Genomic DNA, 16,105 nt, shown 5'->3' with positions numbered 1-16,105 from the left:
CTTCCCGCGCCGGGGGTGATGCGGACCCCACCCCGGCGACGAGCTCCTCAGGGAGCGGGGAGCGTGAGCGTACGCACGGGCTCGGCCACGCCGCAGACGTAGACCGCGACCTGCTGGGCCGCGCCGTCCGGGCGCTGGAAGACCAGTGCCCCGGCCTGGCCGTCGACCTGCGCTGCGAGGCGACGTACGGAGCCGGTCGCGGGCAGCTCGCACCGCCCGAGCGCGTCGGTCGAGCCGAGCTGGAAGCGCGCGAGGTCCTCACGGAGGTCCTGCACCTGCTGGTCGAGCGACGGGTCGGCCGACGACAGCGTCGGGAGGCCGGCGTCAGGGGCGACCATCGTGCTCTTCAAGGACTCGGGCGCGGTCTCGGCGGACCCGGCGGAGCTGTCGTCCTCGGCGTCCGGCTGGGCCGACTCGGCGAGCGAGCTCTCGCGGTCGGCGGTGGCGGCGTCACCACCGGCGGCGGTGTCGTCACCCGAGCGCGGCAGCGCCTGGCCGAGGGCGACGCCCGCGACCACCACGGCGGCCGCTGCGAGCAGCCCGACGCCCGCCAGGCGTCGGCGGCGGGCACCGAGGTCGGTCACCGGTGCGGGCACGGGCTCCTCGGACGCCAGGGGTGCGGCGCCGCGCTCGGCCACCAGGGACGCGAGCGTGTCGTCGAGGCGGGCGACGACCTCCGGAGGAGTGGGCCCGTCGTGGCGCGACTCGGCCAGGAGGCGGCGTACGGCCTCCTGCTCGGGGCTCGGGCGGGGGGAATCGGTCATCGGGTCACCTCCTCGAGGATCGGCGGTCGGGCGGGTGAGTGGGCTCAGGCGCGTGGTGGCCCGCGGGGCCGCACGGTGGGTTGGACGGGCCCGTCGGGGGGCGGGTTCCCGTGAGGCGGGTCACCGGCCGGGTGGTGCAGGTCGGCCAGGAGGCCGGCCAGGCGCGTACGACCCCGCGAGCAGCGCGACTTCACGGTGCCCTCGGCGCAGTCGAGCATCAGCGCCACCTCCGCGACCGGGTAGCCCTCCATGTCGACCAGCACCAGCGCCGCGCGCTGGTCGGCCGGGAGCGTCGCGAGGGCGGCCAGCACGCGCCGGCGCCGCTCGTTGTCCTCGGCCGCCTCCTCGGGGCGGTCGTCGTGCACCGCGGTCGCGACGAGCGTGCCCCGGTCCTCGACGTCGTCGGGCAGCGCCTCGAGCCGGCGGATCTTCGACGCGCGGATCCGGTCGAGGCAGGCATTGACCACGACGCGGTGCAGCCAGGTGGTCACGGCGGCCTCTCCCCGGAAGGAGCCGGCGCGGCGGAACGCAGCGACCATCGCGTCCTGCAAGCCGTCAGCGGCGTCCTCGGGGTTGCCCATGGTGCGCAGCGCGACCGCCCACAGCCGGTCGCGGTGGCGGGCGAAGAGCTCGCCGAAGGCGTCGGCGTCCCCGTCGACGTGCGCCTGGAGGAGCGCCTGGTCGGACCGGTCGCTCACCGGAGCGGTCATCCGAGCACCTGCACCTCGGAGATCGTGCCGCGGAACCCGCCGTCGACCGCCGGGATCAGGGTCAGCCAGACGGTGACGTAGCGGCCCGAGACCGCCTCGTCGAGCTCGATCGTGACCGGGCCGTCGGCGGAGGCGGTGTCGACCGGGGTGAGGCCCGCGACGCCCGTGGGCGCCTCGGAGGTGACGTACGCCGCCAGGGCGGTCTGGCCGCCCGAGGTGGTCACGACCACCCGGCGCACCGCGCGGGTGGTGCCGAGGTCGATGACGACGCCGACGCCGCTCTTGAGCCCGCCGGGACCGAAGTTCTGCTCGTAGGTCGACGTGGTCCACGCGGTCGCGGGATCGCCGTCGACGACGTTGGGGACCTGCTCGGGGTTCTCCTCGCGCGGCGGCGCGCCCTGCGGGTCGAAGTCGTCGGCGACGAGGTCGGTGAAGGGCGTCGGCTCGGTCGCGGTCGGGCTCGCGCTCGTGGTCGGTTCGTCCGTGGAGTCGCCGGGGATGGGCGGCTTCAGCCCGAGCTGGTAGGCCGCGACGGCCGCGACACCCACCAGCAGGCAGATGCCCACGATCATCGCGAGCCGGATCCAGCTGCGTCCCGGGACCTGCTCGCCGGTGTCGTCGAGCCCGTCGCCGGTGCCCCAGCGGTCGCCCGCCCACGACCCCGACGACCACGAACCCGTGTCACGACCGGGCGGCGGCCGGACGCCGGAGTCCTGGCTGACCGAGGAGTCCTGGGAGACGTCCCAGGGCCAGTAGCCCTGGCCGCCGTTGGCCGCGCGGCTGCCGGGACGCGGACGGCGTACGGGCTCCCCGTCGGGCGGGTCGGGGGCGAAGAGCGGCTTCGGGGTCGGGTCGTCGAGCGGCGGCGGGGGAGCGGGCTTGTCGGCGCGCGCGCGGAGCCAGTCGACCTCGTCGTCGTCGTGGAAGACCGGCATCCCCGCCTGGGTGGGGAGGTCGACGACGGGCGTCGGGGCCGGCTCGGGCTGCGGGTCGGGCTCAGGGTCGGGTGCGGCCTCGGGCTCGGGTGCGGGCTCCGGGTCCGGCTCGATCGCGTCGGCGTCGACGACGTCGCCGTCCGGGACGGTCGGTGTCGGGGTGGGCGTGGTGACCAGCGGGACCCCGGGCGCCACGGGCAGGGGCGTCCCGGCGACGTCGCCGACGTAGTCGTGGAGCAGGTCGCGGAGCCGGCGCGCGGTGTAGTCGGAGCCGGCCTCGCCCGGCGCGTGCTCGGGGTTGAGGACCTGGTCGCACAGCGCGTCGAGCATCCGCGGGATGCCGGCCCGGACGCGACGCGGGCGCAGCACGTCGCCGTGCACCTCGGGAGCCGCGGGGACCCCCGACTCCGACACGCCGGCCCACTTGCCGGTGAGCGCGCAGTAGAGCAGCCCGGCGAGGTCGATCTCGTCGACGCTGATCCGCCCGGCGGGCAGTCCGCGCAGGGCCGCCTCCACCCCGAAGCCGATGATCCGCACCTGCCCGTGCTGGTCGATCAGCACGTTCTCCGGGGTCAGGCAGCCGTGGGCGAGGCCGGCGTCGTGGGCCTCGGCCATGCTGTCGGCCACCTCCCCGACGAGCCAGGCCGCGCGCCGGGGCGCCAGCGGACCTTCGCGGGTGAGCAGGATGTCGAGCGACTCGCCCTGGCCCCACTCGTTGACGACGTAGCACCGGCCGTCGGCGACCTCCGCGTCGAGCACGCGGAGCAGGCGACGGTTGACCACCGGACCGCTGCGCCGGGCGGCCTCGAGCAGCGCCGGCGCGCGCTCGTCGTCGCCGGGCAGCAGGTGCACCGAGACCGCGCGGTGCAGCACCTGGTCGTGGGCGCGCCAGAACCGCCCGCCGGCGCTCTCGGCGAGCAGGTCGTCGAGCCGATAGCGCCCGGCGAGGACGTCACCGGCCTGCATCGACGTCGGCATCGCTCACCTCGCTCCCCACCGGTCCGGCGTCTGTCGTCTTGCTCGGACCCACTCTAGGGAGTCTCACCCGCGCCGCAGGCGCGCCGCGACGGTGTCGACGAGGGTGGTCACCTCGCGGACCCGCATCAGCTTCGCCCCGACGAGCAGCACGACGCCCCCCACGAGGGCGCTGGTCCCGCCGCGCAGCAGCGCCAGGAGCGGGCCGGGGCGCTCGCCGAGGCCGGCCATCGACAGCTGGACCAGCCAAGCGGCAGCGCCCGCGGCGGCCAGGACGACGACCATGCGGACGAGGAAGCGCACGAGCTGCGGTGCCTCGAGCCCGCCCACGGTGCGCTGGAGGACGGCGAAGCTGAGTGCCGCGCCGACGGCGTACGACGACAGGTAGGCGACGACGAGCATCGGCGCCGTCGCCTCCGGGGGAGTGTTCGGCACCAGCACCACGGCGACAGCGATGTTGGTGAGCGAGACGGCGACCTGGATGAGGAAGACCAGGCGGGTCATCTCCATGGCGTAGAAGCCGCGAAGCATGAAGTAGTGGATGGTGAAGAAGACCAGCGCCGGGCCGAAGAGCGCCAGCGTCGGGGTGAACCTCTCGGCCGTCTCGGGACCTGCCCACCCGAAGGCCACCGACGCCACGTCGCCGGCGACGACGGGCAGCACGACGGCGAAGGGGAGCACGAGCGCCAGCGCGGTGCGCAGCGTCGAGCCAACGGTGCTGCCGAGCTCGGCGAGCCGGTCCTCGTGGGCGTACGCGGACAGCCGCGGCAGGATCGCGGTCGTCAGCGACACCGTGACGATCGAGTGCGGCACCATCATGATCAGCAGGCTGCTGCTGTAGACGGTGATCCCCGTGCCCTCACCGGCGCCGGCGGTGCCGCTCGAGGCGAGCCGGACGACCACGAGGTACGCCGCCTGGGTGACGATCACGAAGAGCACGGTCCAGATGCCCAGGGACAGCGTGTGGCGCAGCTCGGGGTCGCGGAAGTCGAAGCGCGGGCGGTAGGTGAAGCCCGACGCCCGCAGGTAGGGCACGAGCACCAGGCACTGGGCAACGATGCCAAGGGTCGACCCGACTCCGAGCACGACCTCCTGGGCGGTGCTGAGCGCCTCGTACTTCTCGGGCCCCTCGGCGATCGAGCCCCACACCACGAGGTAGCCGACGAGCATCACCACGGCGATGAGGTTGTTGGCGATCGGCGCCCACATCATCGGGCCGAACCGGCCGCGCGCGTTGAGCACCTGACCCACCAGGACGTACATGCCGTAGAAGAAGACCTGCGGCAGGCACCACCGCGTGAGGTCGACGATCGTCTCGAGCTGTGCGACACGGTCGGGCTCGAGCATGCGGTCGTCGAGGTAGGCCCGCAGCAGCAGCGGAGCGAGCACGACCAGCAGCGCCGTGACGACCCCGAGGAAGAGCGCCGACAGGGTGATGACGCGGCTCGCGTAGGCGTCGCCGCCGTCGGGGTCGGCCTTGATCCGTCGCACCAGCTGCGGCACGAGCACGGCGTTGAAGATGCCGCCCGCCAGCAGGATGTAGACCATGTTGGGCAACGTGTTGGCGATGGTGAACAGGTCGGCGCGCAGCGCCGCGCCGAGCGCCGCGACGAGCAGCGCGCTGCGGATGAACCCGGAGGCCCGCGAGAAGACGGTGCCCGCGGCCATCACGGCCGAGGAGGCCAGGATCCGCTGCTCGGTCATGCGTGCTCCGGGGCCGGGTCGGCCCCAGCGGTGGTGGGTTGCCCGTCGGCGGGCTGCTCGGCAGCGGCCTCGGCGGCCGCGAGCTCGGCCCGCCGCTGGCGGATCTGGCCCGGCAGGCGGTAGCCGATCATGCCGAACAGGACCAGGGCCCCGACGGCCATCACGATCCAGATCAGCGCGCTGACCCGTGCGGCGCGGACCGGCAGCAGGTCGCTGGACCCGAGGGGCTCCCCGTCGACGCTGGTGACCACGAGCCGGACGCTGTGCACGCCCGCCCGGGCGGCCGTGGCCTCGTAGCGGATCACGCTCCGCGCCTGGGGGCCCAGATCGCGCACGCCGTCGCCGGTGACCGTGAGCTCGCCGTCCGTCGTCGCCCGGACCTGCACCGTGACCGGCTGGTCCAGCCCGTTGACCACGGTGGTGGGGAAGGGGCCGGCGTCGCTGGACAGCGTGACCGCGGTCGGGGCCTCGACGGTGATCCTGGCAAGGTCGTCCTCGAGAGCCTCCTCGACCCGGCCGGCTGCGCGCAGCGCGAGCCGGGGTCGCGGGCGATGCTGCTCCGACAGTGTCACCAACACCTCGTCGCGGACCTGCTGCTCGATCGTGGTCTGCAGGGTGAGCACCCGCTCGAGCAGGGTGGCGGCGTCGGTCACGCGCTCGGCCGCGGCGAAGGCCACCGTGTCCAGCTCGGCCTCCCGGTCGACCTCGGTGTAGGAGAGGCTGGAAGCCTTCACCCCGACCGCTCCGCGCTCCGCGACCTCGGCGACCGGCACGAGGTCCAGCCAGGGGCGGTCGAGCCCGGCGAAGAACGACTCGGCGTCCTCCCCGCGCCACACCGTCGGCAGGGTCACCACCAGGGGAGCGGTGTCGTCGGCGACCAGGCGCAGCGCGGCCTCGCTCAGCAGCCGCTGGCGCAGCGCGAGCGGATCGGTGGCGGCGGTCGGCGCGGGGCCGCCGCTCTCGGCGCCGGTGCTGGTGACCACCACCTTGTGGCCCAGGAGCCGGACGACCGAGTTCGGTGTGGTCGGAGGGAGGAGGAAGGCGTTGTCGCCGAGCAGCACGACCGTGTCGGTGGAGGTCCGTGCGATCGCCTCGGGGCTCAACCGGTCGGCTGCCGGCGCCACGGCGGGCTGCGTGGGCAGGCCGAGTGCGGTCATCACCTCGGCACTGCGCGCGACCGCCTGGTCGTACCTCGTGGCGTCGTTGCGCACCGCTGCCGAGACGTCCAGGTCCCCGAAGGGCAGGGTGAGCACCGGCTGCGCGCCCACCAGGTCGCGGAAGCGGTCGAGCCACGCGGTGGCGGCGGCGGCGAGGAGCGCCTCGTCCTCGGTGGGTTCGGGACCCTCTCCGGTCGAGGGCGGGGTCAGGGTCTCCTCGGACTCGGGCGTGGACTCCGGAGTCTCGCTCCCGTCCTCCTCGGCCGGCGTCTCGGTGGGCGTCGGCTCCTGCCCGGGCACGTTCTCGTCCGGCGCGATGCTGCGCGTCGGGTTGCCGAAGGAGAGCCGGCGCAGGGCCACGAGCACGGCGGGGTCCACGAGCCAGCTGTACGGCGCGTCCCCGGCCGAGTCGGCCATGTCGAGGGCCGCGTCGAGGCTGCCGCCCTCCTCCAGCCGCCGAGCCCAGCGCTCGACCCCGCTGATCCTGCCGTCCTCGTCGTACCAGACCCGTCCGCGCACCGACAGGATCACCGACGCCTCCTTGGAGGCCCCGCCGGAGGGCTTGCGCGGGATGAAGGTCCGCGCGCGGCCGTCGGCCACGGTGTCACGAGGGACCGAGCTGTCGCCGAGGGCGTGGATGCCGATCCAGTAGACGCCTTCCTCGTCGGGCACCTCGAGCAGCTCGACGGGGACGGTGTCGGTGAAGGAGGCGGTGTCGCCGGGCGCGAGCTCGTCGACGGTGTCGAAGGTGCCCGGCACGGTCACACGCTGGCCGACGTACTCCGCCGGGTCGATGGTGACCGACTCCGCGAGCGCCGTGGTGGTGGGGATCGGCGCCTGCGAGGCGAAGGCGTGCAGGTTGATCCGGGTGAAGGTCTCGTCGCTGACGTTGGTGACGGTGCCGGTGATCTCCACGTCACCGGTGCGCGGCAGCTCGGGGCTGATCGTGTCGATGTGCACCACGAGCGGGTCGGACTCCTCGGCCGGGGCGGCGTACGCCGGTGCCAACGCGCCGCTCGTGGCCGCGCCGAGGGTCAGCAGCCCCGCCAGGGCAGCGCGGAACGATGACGGGCGGGGCACGCACCGATGTTAGATGTTAGGTGGTTCCTGACCGGCACGTAGAGTGCCCTGTCGTGTCCGACGCCGTCCTTGAGCCCCTCACCATCGTCGAGATCCAGCGCCGCGTCGGCGCGGAGCTCGAGCGCATCGGCTCCGTCATCGACGAGCTCGGCGCGCTGTTCGACGGCGCCGGCGAGGAGCTCGCGCTGGTCGGCGGCCCGGTGCGCGACGCGATGATCGGTCGCCTCCAGAACGACCTCGACTTCACCACCTCCGCCCGCCCCGAGGTCACCGAGCGGCTCGTGGCCGGGTGGGCAGACGCGGTGTGGGACATGGGGCGCGAGTTCGGCACGATCGGGTGCCGCAAGGGCGAGTGGCAGGTGGAGATCACCACCTACCGCTCGGAGACCTACGACCCGGCCTCGCGCAACCCCGACGTCTCGTTCGGCGACTCCCTGGCCGGGGACCTCGGCCGGCGCGACTTCTCGGTCAACTCGATGGCGGTGCGGGTGCCGAGCCGCGAGTTCGTCGACCCGCACGGCGGCATCGTCGACCTCGCCGAGCGGGTGCTGCGCACGCCCGGCACGCCGGAGCAGTCCTTCTCCGACGACCCGCTGCGGATGATGCGTGCCGCGCGCTTCGCCGCCCAGCTCGGCTTCACCGTCGCCCCCGAGGTGGTCGAGGCGATGACCGCGATGGCCGCGCGGATCGAGATCATCTCCGCCGAGCGCGTGCGCGACGAGCTGGTCAAGCTGGTCTGCGCCCCGCACCCGCGGCTCGGCCTCACGCTGCTCGTCGAGACCGGCCTGGCCGAGCACGTGCTGCCCGAGCTGCCCGCGCTGGCGCTCGAGCGCGACGAGCACCACCGCCACAAGGACGTCTACGAGCACACGCTCACCGTCCTCGAGCAGTCGATCGACCTCGAGCACCGCCTCGGCGGCGGCCCCGACTTCGTCGCCCGCTTCGCCGCGCTCATGCACGACGTCGGCAAGCCGCGGACCCGTCGCTTCGAGGCCGGCGGCATCGTCACCTTCCACCACCATGACGTGGTGGGCGCCAAGCTCACCCGCAGGCGGATGAAGGCGCTGCGCTTCTCCAACTCCGACATCGACGCGGTGTCGACGCTGGTCGAGCTGCACCTGCGCTTCCACGGCTACGGCTCGGGGGAGTGGACCGACAGCGCCGTACGCCGCTACGTCCGCGACGCCGGCGACCAGCTCGAGCGGCTGCACATCCTCACCCGCGCCGACTGCACCACCCGCAACCAGCGCAAGGCCGACCGGCTGCGCCGCACCTACGACTCGCTGGAGGAGCGCATCGCGCGGCTCGGTGAGGAGGAGGAGCTGGCCTCCGTCCGGCCCGACCTCGACGGCAACCAGATCATGGGGATCCTGGGCATCGGCCCCGGCCGCGAGGTCGGCCAGGCCTACGCCTTCCTCCTCGAGCTCCGCATGGAGGAGGGCCCGAAGTCGCCTGAGGAGGCCGAGGCCGCGCTCCGCGCGTGGTGGGCCGAGCGCGGCTGAAGCTGCCGCCACCCGATCTGTGAGTCGTCAACGGGGACGATCGTCGTGACATGTCGGGCACGAAGTTCCCCGCTGTCGCACCCGGTGCCTCGGGGTGTGGCGGGCGCGAGCGTCAGGCGTCGCGGGCGAGGACCGCGGTGTCGAGCCAGTCCGGGAACTCCAGCAGGTCGTCGAGGACCACGTCGGTGCCCGCCGCCACGAGCTCCTCGCGGGTGCAGCCACCGGTCAGCACCGACACGCTGAGCACGTCGGCGGCCCGGGCCCCCTCGACGTCGTGGACGTGGTCGCCGACGTAGGCGAGCGCACCTTCGCGGCGCAGCACGTCGGCCTTGCCCACGCCCCACACCCATCCCTCGAGGTGGTCGGAGGAGAGGCCCAGGTGGTCGAGGTGGAGCTGGGCGTTGGGGGTGTACTTGCCGGTGACCACGAGCACCCGCCCGCCGTGGGCGCGCACCGCCTCGAACGCCTCGTGCGCACCGGGAAGCGCGGGGACCGTGGTGATCGCGTGGTCGGGGTAGAGCGCCCGGAACCGGTCCCCGGCCGGTGCGACCTGCTCGGGCAGGAGGTAGGGCGCGAGCAGGTGGTCGAGCGGCGGGCCCAGCCGGGCGGTCATCTCCTCCAGCGGGAACTCCACGCCCAGCTCGGCACCCAGCACCTCCAGGACCTGCCGGAACCCGGCCGCGGTGTCGATCAGGGTGAGGTCGAGGTCGAATCCGACGACGAGCGGGGCGCGAGCGGTCACGCCGGCGAGCGTACGGGCCGACGGTCGTCGGGGAGCACGAAGGCCCCGCCCCCCGCGAGGGGGACGGGGCCTGCGTCAGTGCTGGCGTCGGGTGACGCGTCGGGTCACTCGCCGGCGATGAACTTCTCGAGCTCGGCGCGGCCGACCTCGTCGGCCATCTGCACGGGCGGGGACTTCATCAGGTAGGCCGAGGCCGGCAGGATCGGGCCGCCGATGCCGCGGTCCTTGGCGATCTTGGCGGCGCGGACGGCGTCGATGATGATGCCGGCCGAGTTCGGGGAGTCCCAGACCTCGAGCTTGTACTCGAGGTTGAGCGGGACGTCACCGAAGGCGCGACCCTCGAGGCGGACGTAGGCCCACTTGCGGTCGTCGAGCCACGCGACGTAGTCGGACGGGCCGATGTGCACGTTGCGGCTGTCGATCTTGTCGGCCAGCTCGCCGGTCAGGTTCGACGTCACGGCCTGGGTCTTGGAGACCTTCTTGGACTCCAGGCGCTCACGCTCGAGCATGTTCTTGAAGTCCATGTTGCCGCCGACGTTGAGCTGGTAGGTGCGGTCCAGCGCGACGCCGCGGTCCTCGAACAGCTTCGCCATCACGCGGTGGGTGATGGTGGCACCGACCTGGCTCTTGATGTCGTCGCCGACGATCGGGACGCCGGCGTCCTCGAACTTCTTGGCCCAGACCGGGTCGGAGGCGATGAAGACGGGCAGCGCGTTGACGAAGCCGACGCCGGCGTCGATGGCGCACTGGGCGTAGAACTTGTCGGCCTCCTCCGAGCCCACCGGGAGGTAGGACACGAGGACGTCGACCTCGGCGTCCTTGAGCGCCTGGACGACGTCGACCGGCTCGGCCGCGGACTCCTCGATGGTCTGGCGGTAGTACTTGCCGAGGCCGTCGAGGGTCGGGCCGCGCTTGACCTCGACGCCCAGCGTCGGGACGTCGGCGATCTTGATGGTGTTGTTCTCCGAGGCGTTGATGGCCTCCGACAGGTCCTTGCCGACCTTCTTGTCGTCGACGTCGAAGGCGACGACGAACTCGACGTCCTTGACGTGGTAGTCGCCGAAGACGACGTGCATGAGCCCCGGAACGGTCCCGGCCGGGTCCGCGTCCTTGTAGTACTCAACGCCCTGGATGAGGGAGGTCGCGCAGTTGCCGACTCCCACGATCCCTACTCGTACCGAACCCATGGGGCTCTCCTTCTCTCTGCGTGTCTCGCTGGCTGGTGATCAGTCGTTGCTGGACGGGACGCCGCCGGCGGCCCGTGGGGTGGTGGATGGTGCAGGTGGCGGCAGGCTCGGCGGGGTCGCTGCCCCGTCGCCGCGCTCGGCACGGATCAGGTCCGAGAGCCACCGGACCTCGCGCTCGACCGACTCCACGCCGTGGCGCTGGAGCTCGGCGGCGTAGCGGTCGACCTCCGCCTGGGTGCGCTCGAGCTCGCCCTGCACGCGGGCGAGCCGCTCCTGCAGGCGCGAGCGCCGACCCTCCAGGACGCGGAGACGGATCTCCATGTCGGTGGAGGAGAAGAACGCGAACCGGATGTCGAAGTTGTCGTCCTCCCACGCGGTCGGACCGACCTCCGTCATGAGCCGCTGGAAGTGCTCGTTGCCGGCCGCGGTGACCTCGTAGGTGATCCGCGGACGGCGGCTGGTCGGCGTGGTGGTGGCGGCGACCTCGGTGATGAGGTTCGCGCGCAGCATCTTCTTGAGTGCGGGGTAGAGGGAGCCGTAGGACAGCACCCGACCCCATCCGAGCATCAGGTTGAGCCGCTTGCGCAGCTCGTAGCCGTGCATGGGTCCCTCGTGCAGCAGTCCGAGGACTGCGAGCTCGATGGTGTCCCCGCGGCGTGCCATGCGACCTATCGTAGCGATATATCCGTCGGTGACGAATCAAGGATGGTCCACCGGTCCCCGTACGCTTGTGCGGTGACTCAGAAGAAGCGGAGAGCCACCGGACCGGCACAGACCCGACGGCCCCAGGCACGGCGTACGCCGAAGCAGCGCGCGGCCAAGGTCGCCAAGGTCCTCGCGGTCCTCGGCGTGGTCGGGGCGCTCGTCCTGGGCGGCGTGGTCGTGGTGCTCTACCAGGCCATCAGCATCCCCACGCCCAACTCGGCGTTCCAGGCGCAGACGACCTTCGTCTACTACACCGACGGCAAGCAGCAGCTCGGCACCTACTACGAGGACCAGAACCGCGAGTCGATCCCGCTCGCCGAGATGCCGCAGACGATGCAGGACGCCGTGGTCGCCGCCGAGAACCGCACCTTCTGGACCGACAAGGGCATCGACCCCAAGGGCATCCTCCGCGCCTTCTTCTCCAATGCCAGCGGCAACGACCGCCAGGGCGCGTCGACGATCACCCAGCAGTACGTGAAGATCCTCTACCTGACCAGCGAGCAGAGCTACAAGCGCAAGATCCGTGAAGCGGTCGTCTCGCTCAAGATCCAGCAGCAGCTCAGCAAGTCCGAGGTCCTCGAGGGCTACCTCAACACCATCTACTTCGGCCGCGGTGCCTACGGCATCCAGGCGGCCTCGAAGGCGTTCTTCGACCACCCGGCCAGCGAGCTCACCCTCCGCGAGGCCGCGGTCCTGGCCACGGTGCTCAACAACCCGACGAGGTACGACCCGGCCAACGGCAAGGAGGCCAAGGACGACCTCAAGGTCCGCTACGAGTACGTCCTCGACAGCATGGCCGAGATGGGCTCCATCACCACCGAGGAGCGCGACAAGGCGCTCAAGCGGCTGCCGAAGTTCCCCAAGGTCGCGGCGCAGAGCCAGTTCGGCGGCCAGAAGGGCCACGTGCTGGCGCTGGTGAAGAAGGAGATCCTCGCCCGCGGCATCGCCTCGGAGGAGGAGATCGACGGTGGCGGCCTGCGCATCACCACCACCTTCGACCCGCAGGTGATGGCCGACGTCGAGGAGGCCGTCACCGAGCAGCGTCCCGACGCCGGGATGCCCGGCCCGGCCGGCGACAAGGACCTCCACGTCGGCGCTGCGACCGTCGACACCAGCACCGGTGAGCTGCTCGGCTTCTACGGCGGCCAGGACTACCTCGAGTCCCAGATCAACTGGGCCGAGGCCGGCGGCATGTCCGGGTCGACGTTGAAGGCCGCGACCAACGTGGCCGCGATCCGCGACGGCTTCTCGCTCAACGACACCTTCGAGGGCAACAGCCCCATCGACATCGCCGGCACGGAGTTCGGCAACCAGGGCGACACCGACTACGGCTCGGCCGTGTCGATGCTCGACGCCACCGAGAACTCGATCAACACCGCCTACGTCGACATGGTCGACGCGATGGACGACGGACCGCAGAAGGTCATCCAGGCCGCCGAGGACCTCGGTATCCCGGGCAACGAGACCCAGAAGTGGGGCATCCCGCGCCGCTCCATCGACTTCCAGGAGAACGTCGGCGTCACCCTCGGCACCGCCCAGGTCAGCCCGATCAACATGGCCAACGCCTACGCCACGCTCGCCAACGGGGGCGTGCGCAACGAGGTCCACGTCGTGAAGAAGGTCGTCGACAAGAACGGCGAGGTCCTCTACGAGGCGAAGAAGCGCAGCAAGGAGACCGTCGACCCCGACATCGCGGCCGACGTGACCTACTCCCTCCAGCAGGTGGTGCAGTCCGGCTCGGGCACCGAGGCCCTCGCCCTCGGACGTCCGGCCGCCGGCAAGACCGGCACCGCGACCAACGGCGACGACGACGTGTCCTCGTCGTGGTTCGTCGGCATGACGCCCCAGATGTCCACCGCGGTGATGTACGTCCGGGGCAAGGGCCGCGCCGCACTCGACGTGCCCCGCCCCGACGGCGCCGACCTGTGGCTGCCGACCAGCTCGGACGGCAAGTCGGGCTACTTCGGCGGCAACTACCCCGCCAAGACCTGGACCGCGATCATGCAGCGCGTGATGGAGGGCATGGAGGTCGAGGACTTCCCGGAGCCGGTGTACGTCGACGGTGACGCGCCGTCCGAGGGCCACGAGTACACCCCGCCGCCGCCGCCCCCGTCGACGCCGCAGCCCACCAAGTCGCCGACCAAGACGCCCACGGTCGAGATCCCGACCGAGGAGCCGACCGAGGAGCCGACCGAGACGCCCACCGAGACGCCGGTCCCCACCGAGACGCCGGTCCCCACCGAGACGCCGGTCCCGACGGAGACGCCGGTCCCGACGCCGGTGCCGCCCACGACCCCGGCGCCCCAGCCGACGGAGACGCCGACGCCGGTCGGACGTGTCCAGCAGCGCTCGGCCCTGATCGACACCAGGCCCTGAGGCCGGCGGTGCACGCCGGGGACCGCGACCGCTTCCGGGACCGCGACGCGCCCAGTCGCACCGACCCGGTCGTCGCGACCATGTCGGAGGCGGTCGGCGGGCCCGTCGGTGACCACGCCGCCGGTCACCGGTGGTGGGACGCCCCGCGGGTCCTGCTCGGCGCCACCGGCTTCGTCCTGGCGGCCGGCATGCTCAGCAAGGCCGCGTGCGTGCCGTCGGGATGGAGCAAGGCCGACCAGCCCTTCGCCCAGCTCTGCTGGAGCGACCTGGCCGGCGCACCGGTCGACGCCTCCACCCCGCCGCGGGTCGCCACGTGGCTCGAGCGCCTGGCTGCCCTCGGTCCCGGCGCCGGGACCGTCGCGACCACCGCCGCGCTCGCCGTGCTGCTGGCGGCGCTGGCCCTCCTGACGACCGCGCTCCTGACCCGGGTCGACCCCCGTCGTCCGTGGGCCGCGGCCGGCTGGGCCCTGGGCCCGGTCCTCCTCGTGCAGTGGCTCTCGTGGGAGCTCGTCGCGGCCGTCGCCGTCGCCGTGCTCCTGTGGGGCTGGACCACCGGCCGCGCCTGGGTGGCCGGGGTCGGCGCCGGTATCGGTGCGGCGTTCGCGCTCCCGGTCGCCGTGGCCTTCGTCGGCGTGGTCGCCGTCGGGAGGCGGTGGCGCGACCGGGTCGACGCCCTCGTCGCGGCAGCGGCGGCGTACGTCGTGGTCACGCTGCCGGGTCGCGGCACCACCGAGGACCCGGACCTCGGCTCGATCTGGCTCCTGCTGGAGCAGTCGGGCGTCGGGGAGTCCCGCGCCACACGTGCGGTCGTGCAGCTGCTGGTGCTCGCGCTCGCTGCAGGGGCGGTCTGGCGCCTCGTGCGCCGTGCCGGTCCGGGCCCGGTCACCGCCGCCCGCGCCGGTCTGGTGCTGCTCGCCGCGGCGCTCGTCGTGGCGCCGTCGGCTCCTCCGGAGTCAGCGCTGCTGGTGCTGCCGCTGGCCGCGATCGCCGTACGCCGCTGGCGCGACCTGCTGGTGTGGCAGGCCCTGCACCTGCTCAGCTGGGTCATCACCGGGTGGTACGTCGGGCAGGCGCTCGTGCCGACGATCGCCGACGACGCGCGGGCCTACTGGCTGGCGGTCGTGCTGCGCGTGGCCGGACTGGTGTGGCTGGTGGTCGCCGTGCTGCGCGACGCCTCAGCTGATGACGACGCGGTCGAAGTCGGTCGCGGTGAAGCGGACCCGCACCTCGATGTCCTCGCCGATGCGCGGCACCCGCGCCCCTGAGGGCACGAAGAGCATCGAGGCCTGCATGTGCGGCGGCTCGGCGAAGAGCCGCTGCTTGCCGTCGATGGAGAACGGCGAGCGCACGAAGCCGACCGCGTCGAGGCCGCCGCGGGCCAGGGTCGCCGCCCGCGCCTTGAGCGACTGGTCGCCGGTCGGCGCCTCGAGGCCGATGCCGTGCGCGGTGCCGCCGCTGACCACCACGATGTGGCCGTGCTTGGGCGCGCTGCGGCCGCGGTAGCCGAAGGTGTCGCCACGCTCGACCTCGTGCACGTCGAGCACGGTGGCCCCTACCTTCAGCGCACCGCGGTCGCCGAGCCAGAGGTCGGTGCCGATGCGGGGCCGGACGGTGAAGTCGGGATAGGTGGCGGCCAGCTGGGCGTGCTCGGCGTGGGTGAGGTGGGAGACGAAGACCGTGCGCGTGGGCAGGCCCGAGGCGACGATGTCGTTGATCAGCCGGCTCACCTCACCGAGGTGGGAGGTCGTGTTGAGGGGCAGGTGCATGGCCACGCCCCGCAGCCCGCTCGAGTGCCCGTGGTCGCCGACGGCCTCGGCGGCGGCCGCGAGCTCGCGGCGCGTCATGCCGTGGCGTCGCATCGAGGTGAGCTGCTCGAGCAGGAAGCGCGCGCGGGGGTGGTGCGCGCGGAGGGCGGCCAGGTCCTCGGGCCGGCTCACGGTGTGCACGACCCGCGAGGCGATCCGGGGGTCGAGGGCGAGCGCGGCGCCGAAGGGACGCCAGGGGGTCAGCACCAGGATGTCACCGTCGTAGCGGCTGGTGGCCTGCTCGACCTCGTCGTAGGTGCCGACCGCGAGCAGGTCGAGGGGGGCGCCGGTCTGCTCGGCGTGGTCGGCGAGCCACTGGGCGCGGCGCGCCAGACGGCCCAGCGTCATGCCGTAGCCGTTGCCCTTGGCCACCGGGACGATGCCGGGGTTCTTGGTCGCGGTCGCGAGGAGGTGGGCGCGCCACCGCTCCCCGTCGACGGTCAGGGTGAGGCTCATCGGCTCC

The 16,105-nt window shown here is 72.9% G+C and carries 12 protein-coding genes; 3 read left to right on the top strand and 9 right to left on the bottom strand.

Annotated elements, in window-relative coordinates; genetic code table 11:
• Positions 1–47 precede the first annotated feature (47 nt).
• From CFI00_RS23330 to CFI00_RS23310, 5 genes are all read right to left on the bottom strand, one after another.
• Positions 48–764 carry a hypothetical protein gene (locus tag CFI00_RS23330; RefSeq protein ID WP_207083309.1) on the bottom strand — a complete coding sequence of 239 codons (717 nt, stop codon included), beginning with the start codon at positions 762–764 and terminating at the stop codon, positions 48–50.
• A 44-nt stretch (positions 765–808) separates the two neighbouring features.
• Positions 809–1,474, bottom strand: a complete 666-nt coding sequence (gene sigM / locus CFI00_RS23325) for an RNA polymerase sigma factor SigM (RefSeq protein ID WP_207083308.1) — start codon at positions 1,472–1,474, stop codon at positions 809–811.
• Complete coding sequence (locus CFI00_RS23320; protein WP_207083307.1) at positions 1,471–3,387, bottom strand: protein kinase family protein; 1,917 nt, start codon at positions 3,385–3,387, stop codon at positions 1,471–1,473. The genes sigM and CFI00_RS23320 overlap by 4 nt, the downstream gene beginning before the upstream one ends.
• 63 nt (positions 3,388–3,450) lie before the next feature.
• A complete protein-coding gene (gene murJ / locus CFI00_RS23315; RefSeq protein WP_207083306.1) occupies positions 3,451–5,088 on the bottom strand; it encodes a murein biosynthesis integral membrane protein MurJ in 1,638 nt (545 codons plus the stop codon).
• Positions 5,085–7,325 (bottom strand): DUF6049 family protein, encoded by a 2,241-nt coding sequence (locus tag CFI00_RS23310; protein WP_207083305.1) that lies wholly within the window; start codon positions 7,323–7,325, stop codon positions 5,085–5,087. Before CFI00_RS23310 ends, murJ begins: the two co-directional genes overlap by 4 nt.
• 53 nt (positions 7,326–7,378) lie before the next feature.
• Between CFI00_RS23310 and CFI00_RS23305 the strand changes: the two genes are divergently transcribed.
• Complete coding sequence (locus tag CFI00_RS23305) at positions 7,379–8,827, top strand: CCA tRNA nucleotidyltransferase (protein ID WP_207083304.1); 1,449 nt, start codon at positions 7,379–7,381, stop codon at positions 8,825–8,827.
• Positions 8,828–8,939: 112 nt separating this feature from the next.
• On the opposite strand, the gene CFI00_RS23300 is transcribed toward CFI00_RS23305, so the two are convergent.
• From CFI00_RS23300 to CFI00_RS23290, 3 genes are all read right to left on the bottom strand, one after another.
• Entirely contained in the window at positions 8,940–9,569 is a 630-nt protein-coding gene (locus tag CFI00_RS23300; protein ID WP_207083303.1) for an HAD family hydrolase, read from the bottom strand.
• 104 nt (positions 9,570–9,673) lie between these two features.
• Complete coding sequence (locus CFI00_RS23295) at positions 9,674–10,756, bottom strand: inositol-3-phosphate synthase (RefSeq protein ID WP_207083302.1); 1,083 nt, start codon at positions 10,754–10,756, stop codon at positions 9,674–9,676.
• A gap of 39 nt (positions 10,757–10,795) precedes the next feature.
• Positions 10,796–11,419 carry a PadR family transcriptional regulator gene (locus tag CFI00_RS23290; RefSeq protein WP_207083301.1) on the bottom strand — a complete coding sequence of 208 codons (624 nt, stop codon included), beginning with the start codon at positions 11,417–11,419 and terminating at the stop codon, positions 10,796–10,798.
• Positions 11,420–11,491: 72 nt separating this feature from the next.
• Between CFI00_RS23290 and CFI00_RS23285 the strand changes: the two genes are divergently transcribed.
• Both CFI00_RS23285 and CFI00_RS23280 read left to right on the top strand, forming a co-directional pair.
• On the top strand, positions 11,492–13,837 hold the full coding sequence (locus CFI00_RS23285) for a transglycosylase domain-containing protein (RefSeq protein ID WP_242532601.1): 2,346 nt from the start codon (positions 11,492–11,494) through the stop codon (positions 13,835–13,837).
• Between the two features lie 8 nt (positions 13,838–13,845).
• Entirely contained in the window at positions 13,846–15,102 is a 1,257-nt protein-coding gene (locus CFI00_RS23280) for a hypothetical protein (RefSeq protein WP_207083299.1), read from the top strand.
• Here CFI00_RS23280 and CFI00_RS23275 read toward each other — a convergent pair.
• Positions 15,013–16,098, bottom strand: coding sequence for an alanine racemase (locus CFI00_RS23275; RefSeq protein WP_207083298.1), 1,086 nt, complete (start codon positions 16,096–16,098; stop codon positions 15,013–15,015). The genes CFI00_RS23280 and CFI00_RS23275 overlap by 90 nt on opposite strands.
• Positions 16,099–16,105: the final 7 nt, after the last annotated feature.

Origin of the sequence: Nocardioides sp. S5 (genome assembly GCF_017310035.1) — a bacterium.
Lineage (GTDB): Bacteria > Actinomycetota > Actinomycetes > Propionibacteriales > Nocardioidaceae > Nocardioides.
The sequence above is the reverse complement of the archived record's forward strand: the minus strand, read 5'-3'. Positions and strand labels throughout refer to the sequence as shown.

Bases quoted from the DNA above. Each gene is read 5' to 3' on its own strand.
- CFI00_RS23275 (WP_207083298.1), bottom strand. From the start codon at position 16,098: ATGAGCCTCACCCTGACCGTCGACGGGGAGCGGTGGCGCGCCCACCTC.
- murJ (WP_207083306.1), bottom strand. From the start codon at position 5,088: ATGACCGAGCAGCGGATCCTGGCCTCCTCGGCCGTGATGGCCGCGGGC.
- CFI00_RS23320 (WP_207083307.1), bottom strand. From the start codon at position 3,387: ATGCCGACGTCGATGCAGGCCGGTGACGTCCTCGCCGGGCGCTATCGG.
- CFI00_RS23290 (WP_207083301.1), bottom strand. From the start codon at position 11,419: ATGGCACGCCGCGGGGACACCATCGAGCTCGCAGTCCTCGGACTGCTG.
- CFI00_RS23295 (WP_207083302.1), bottom strand. From the start codon at position 10,756: ATGGGTTCGGTACGAGTAGGGATCGTGGGAGTCGGCAACTGCGCGACC.
- CFI00_RS23330 (WP_207083309.1), bottom strand. From the start codon at position 764: ATGACCGATTCCCCCCGCCCGAGCCCCGAGCAGGAGGCCGTACGCCGC.
- sigM (WP_207083308.1), bottom strand. From the start codon at position 1,474: ATGACCGCTCCGGTGAGCGACCGGTCCGACCAGGCGCTCCTCCAGGCG.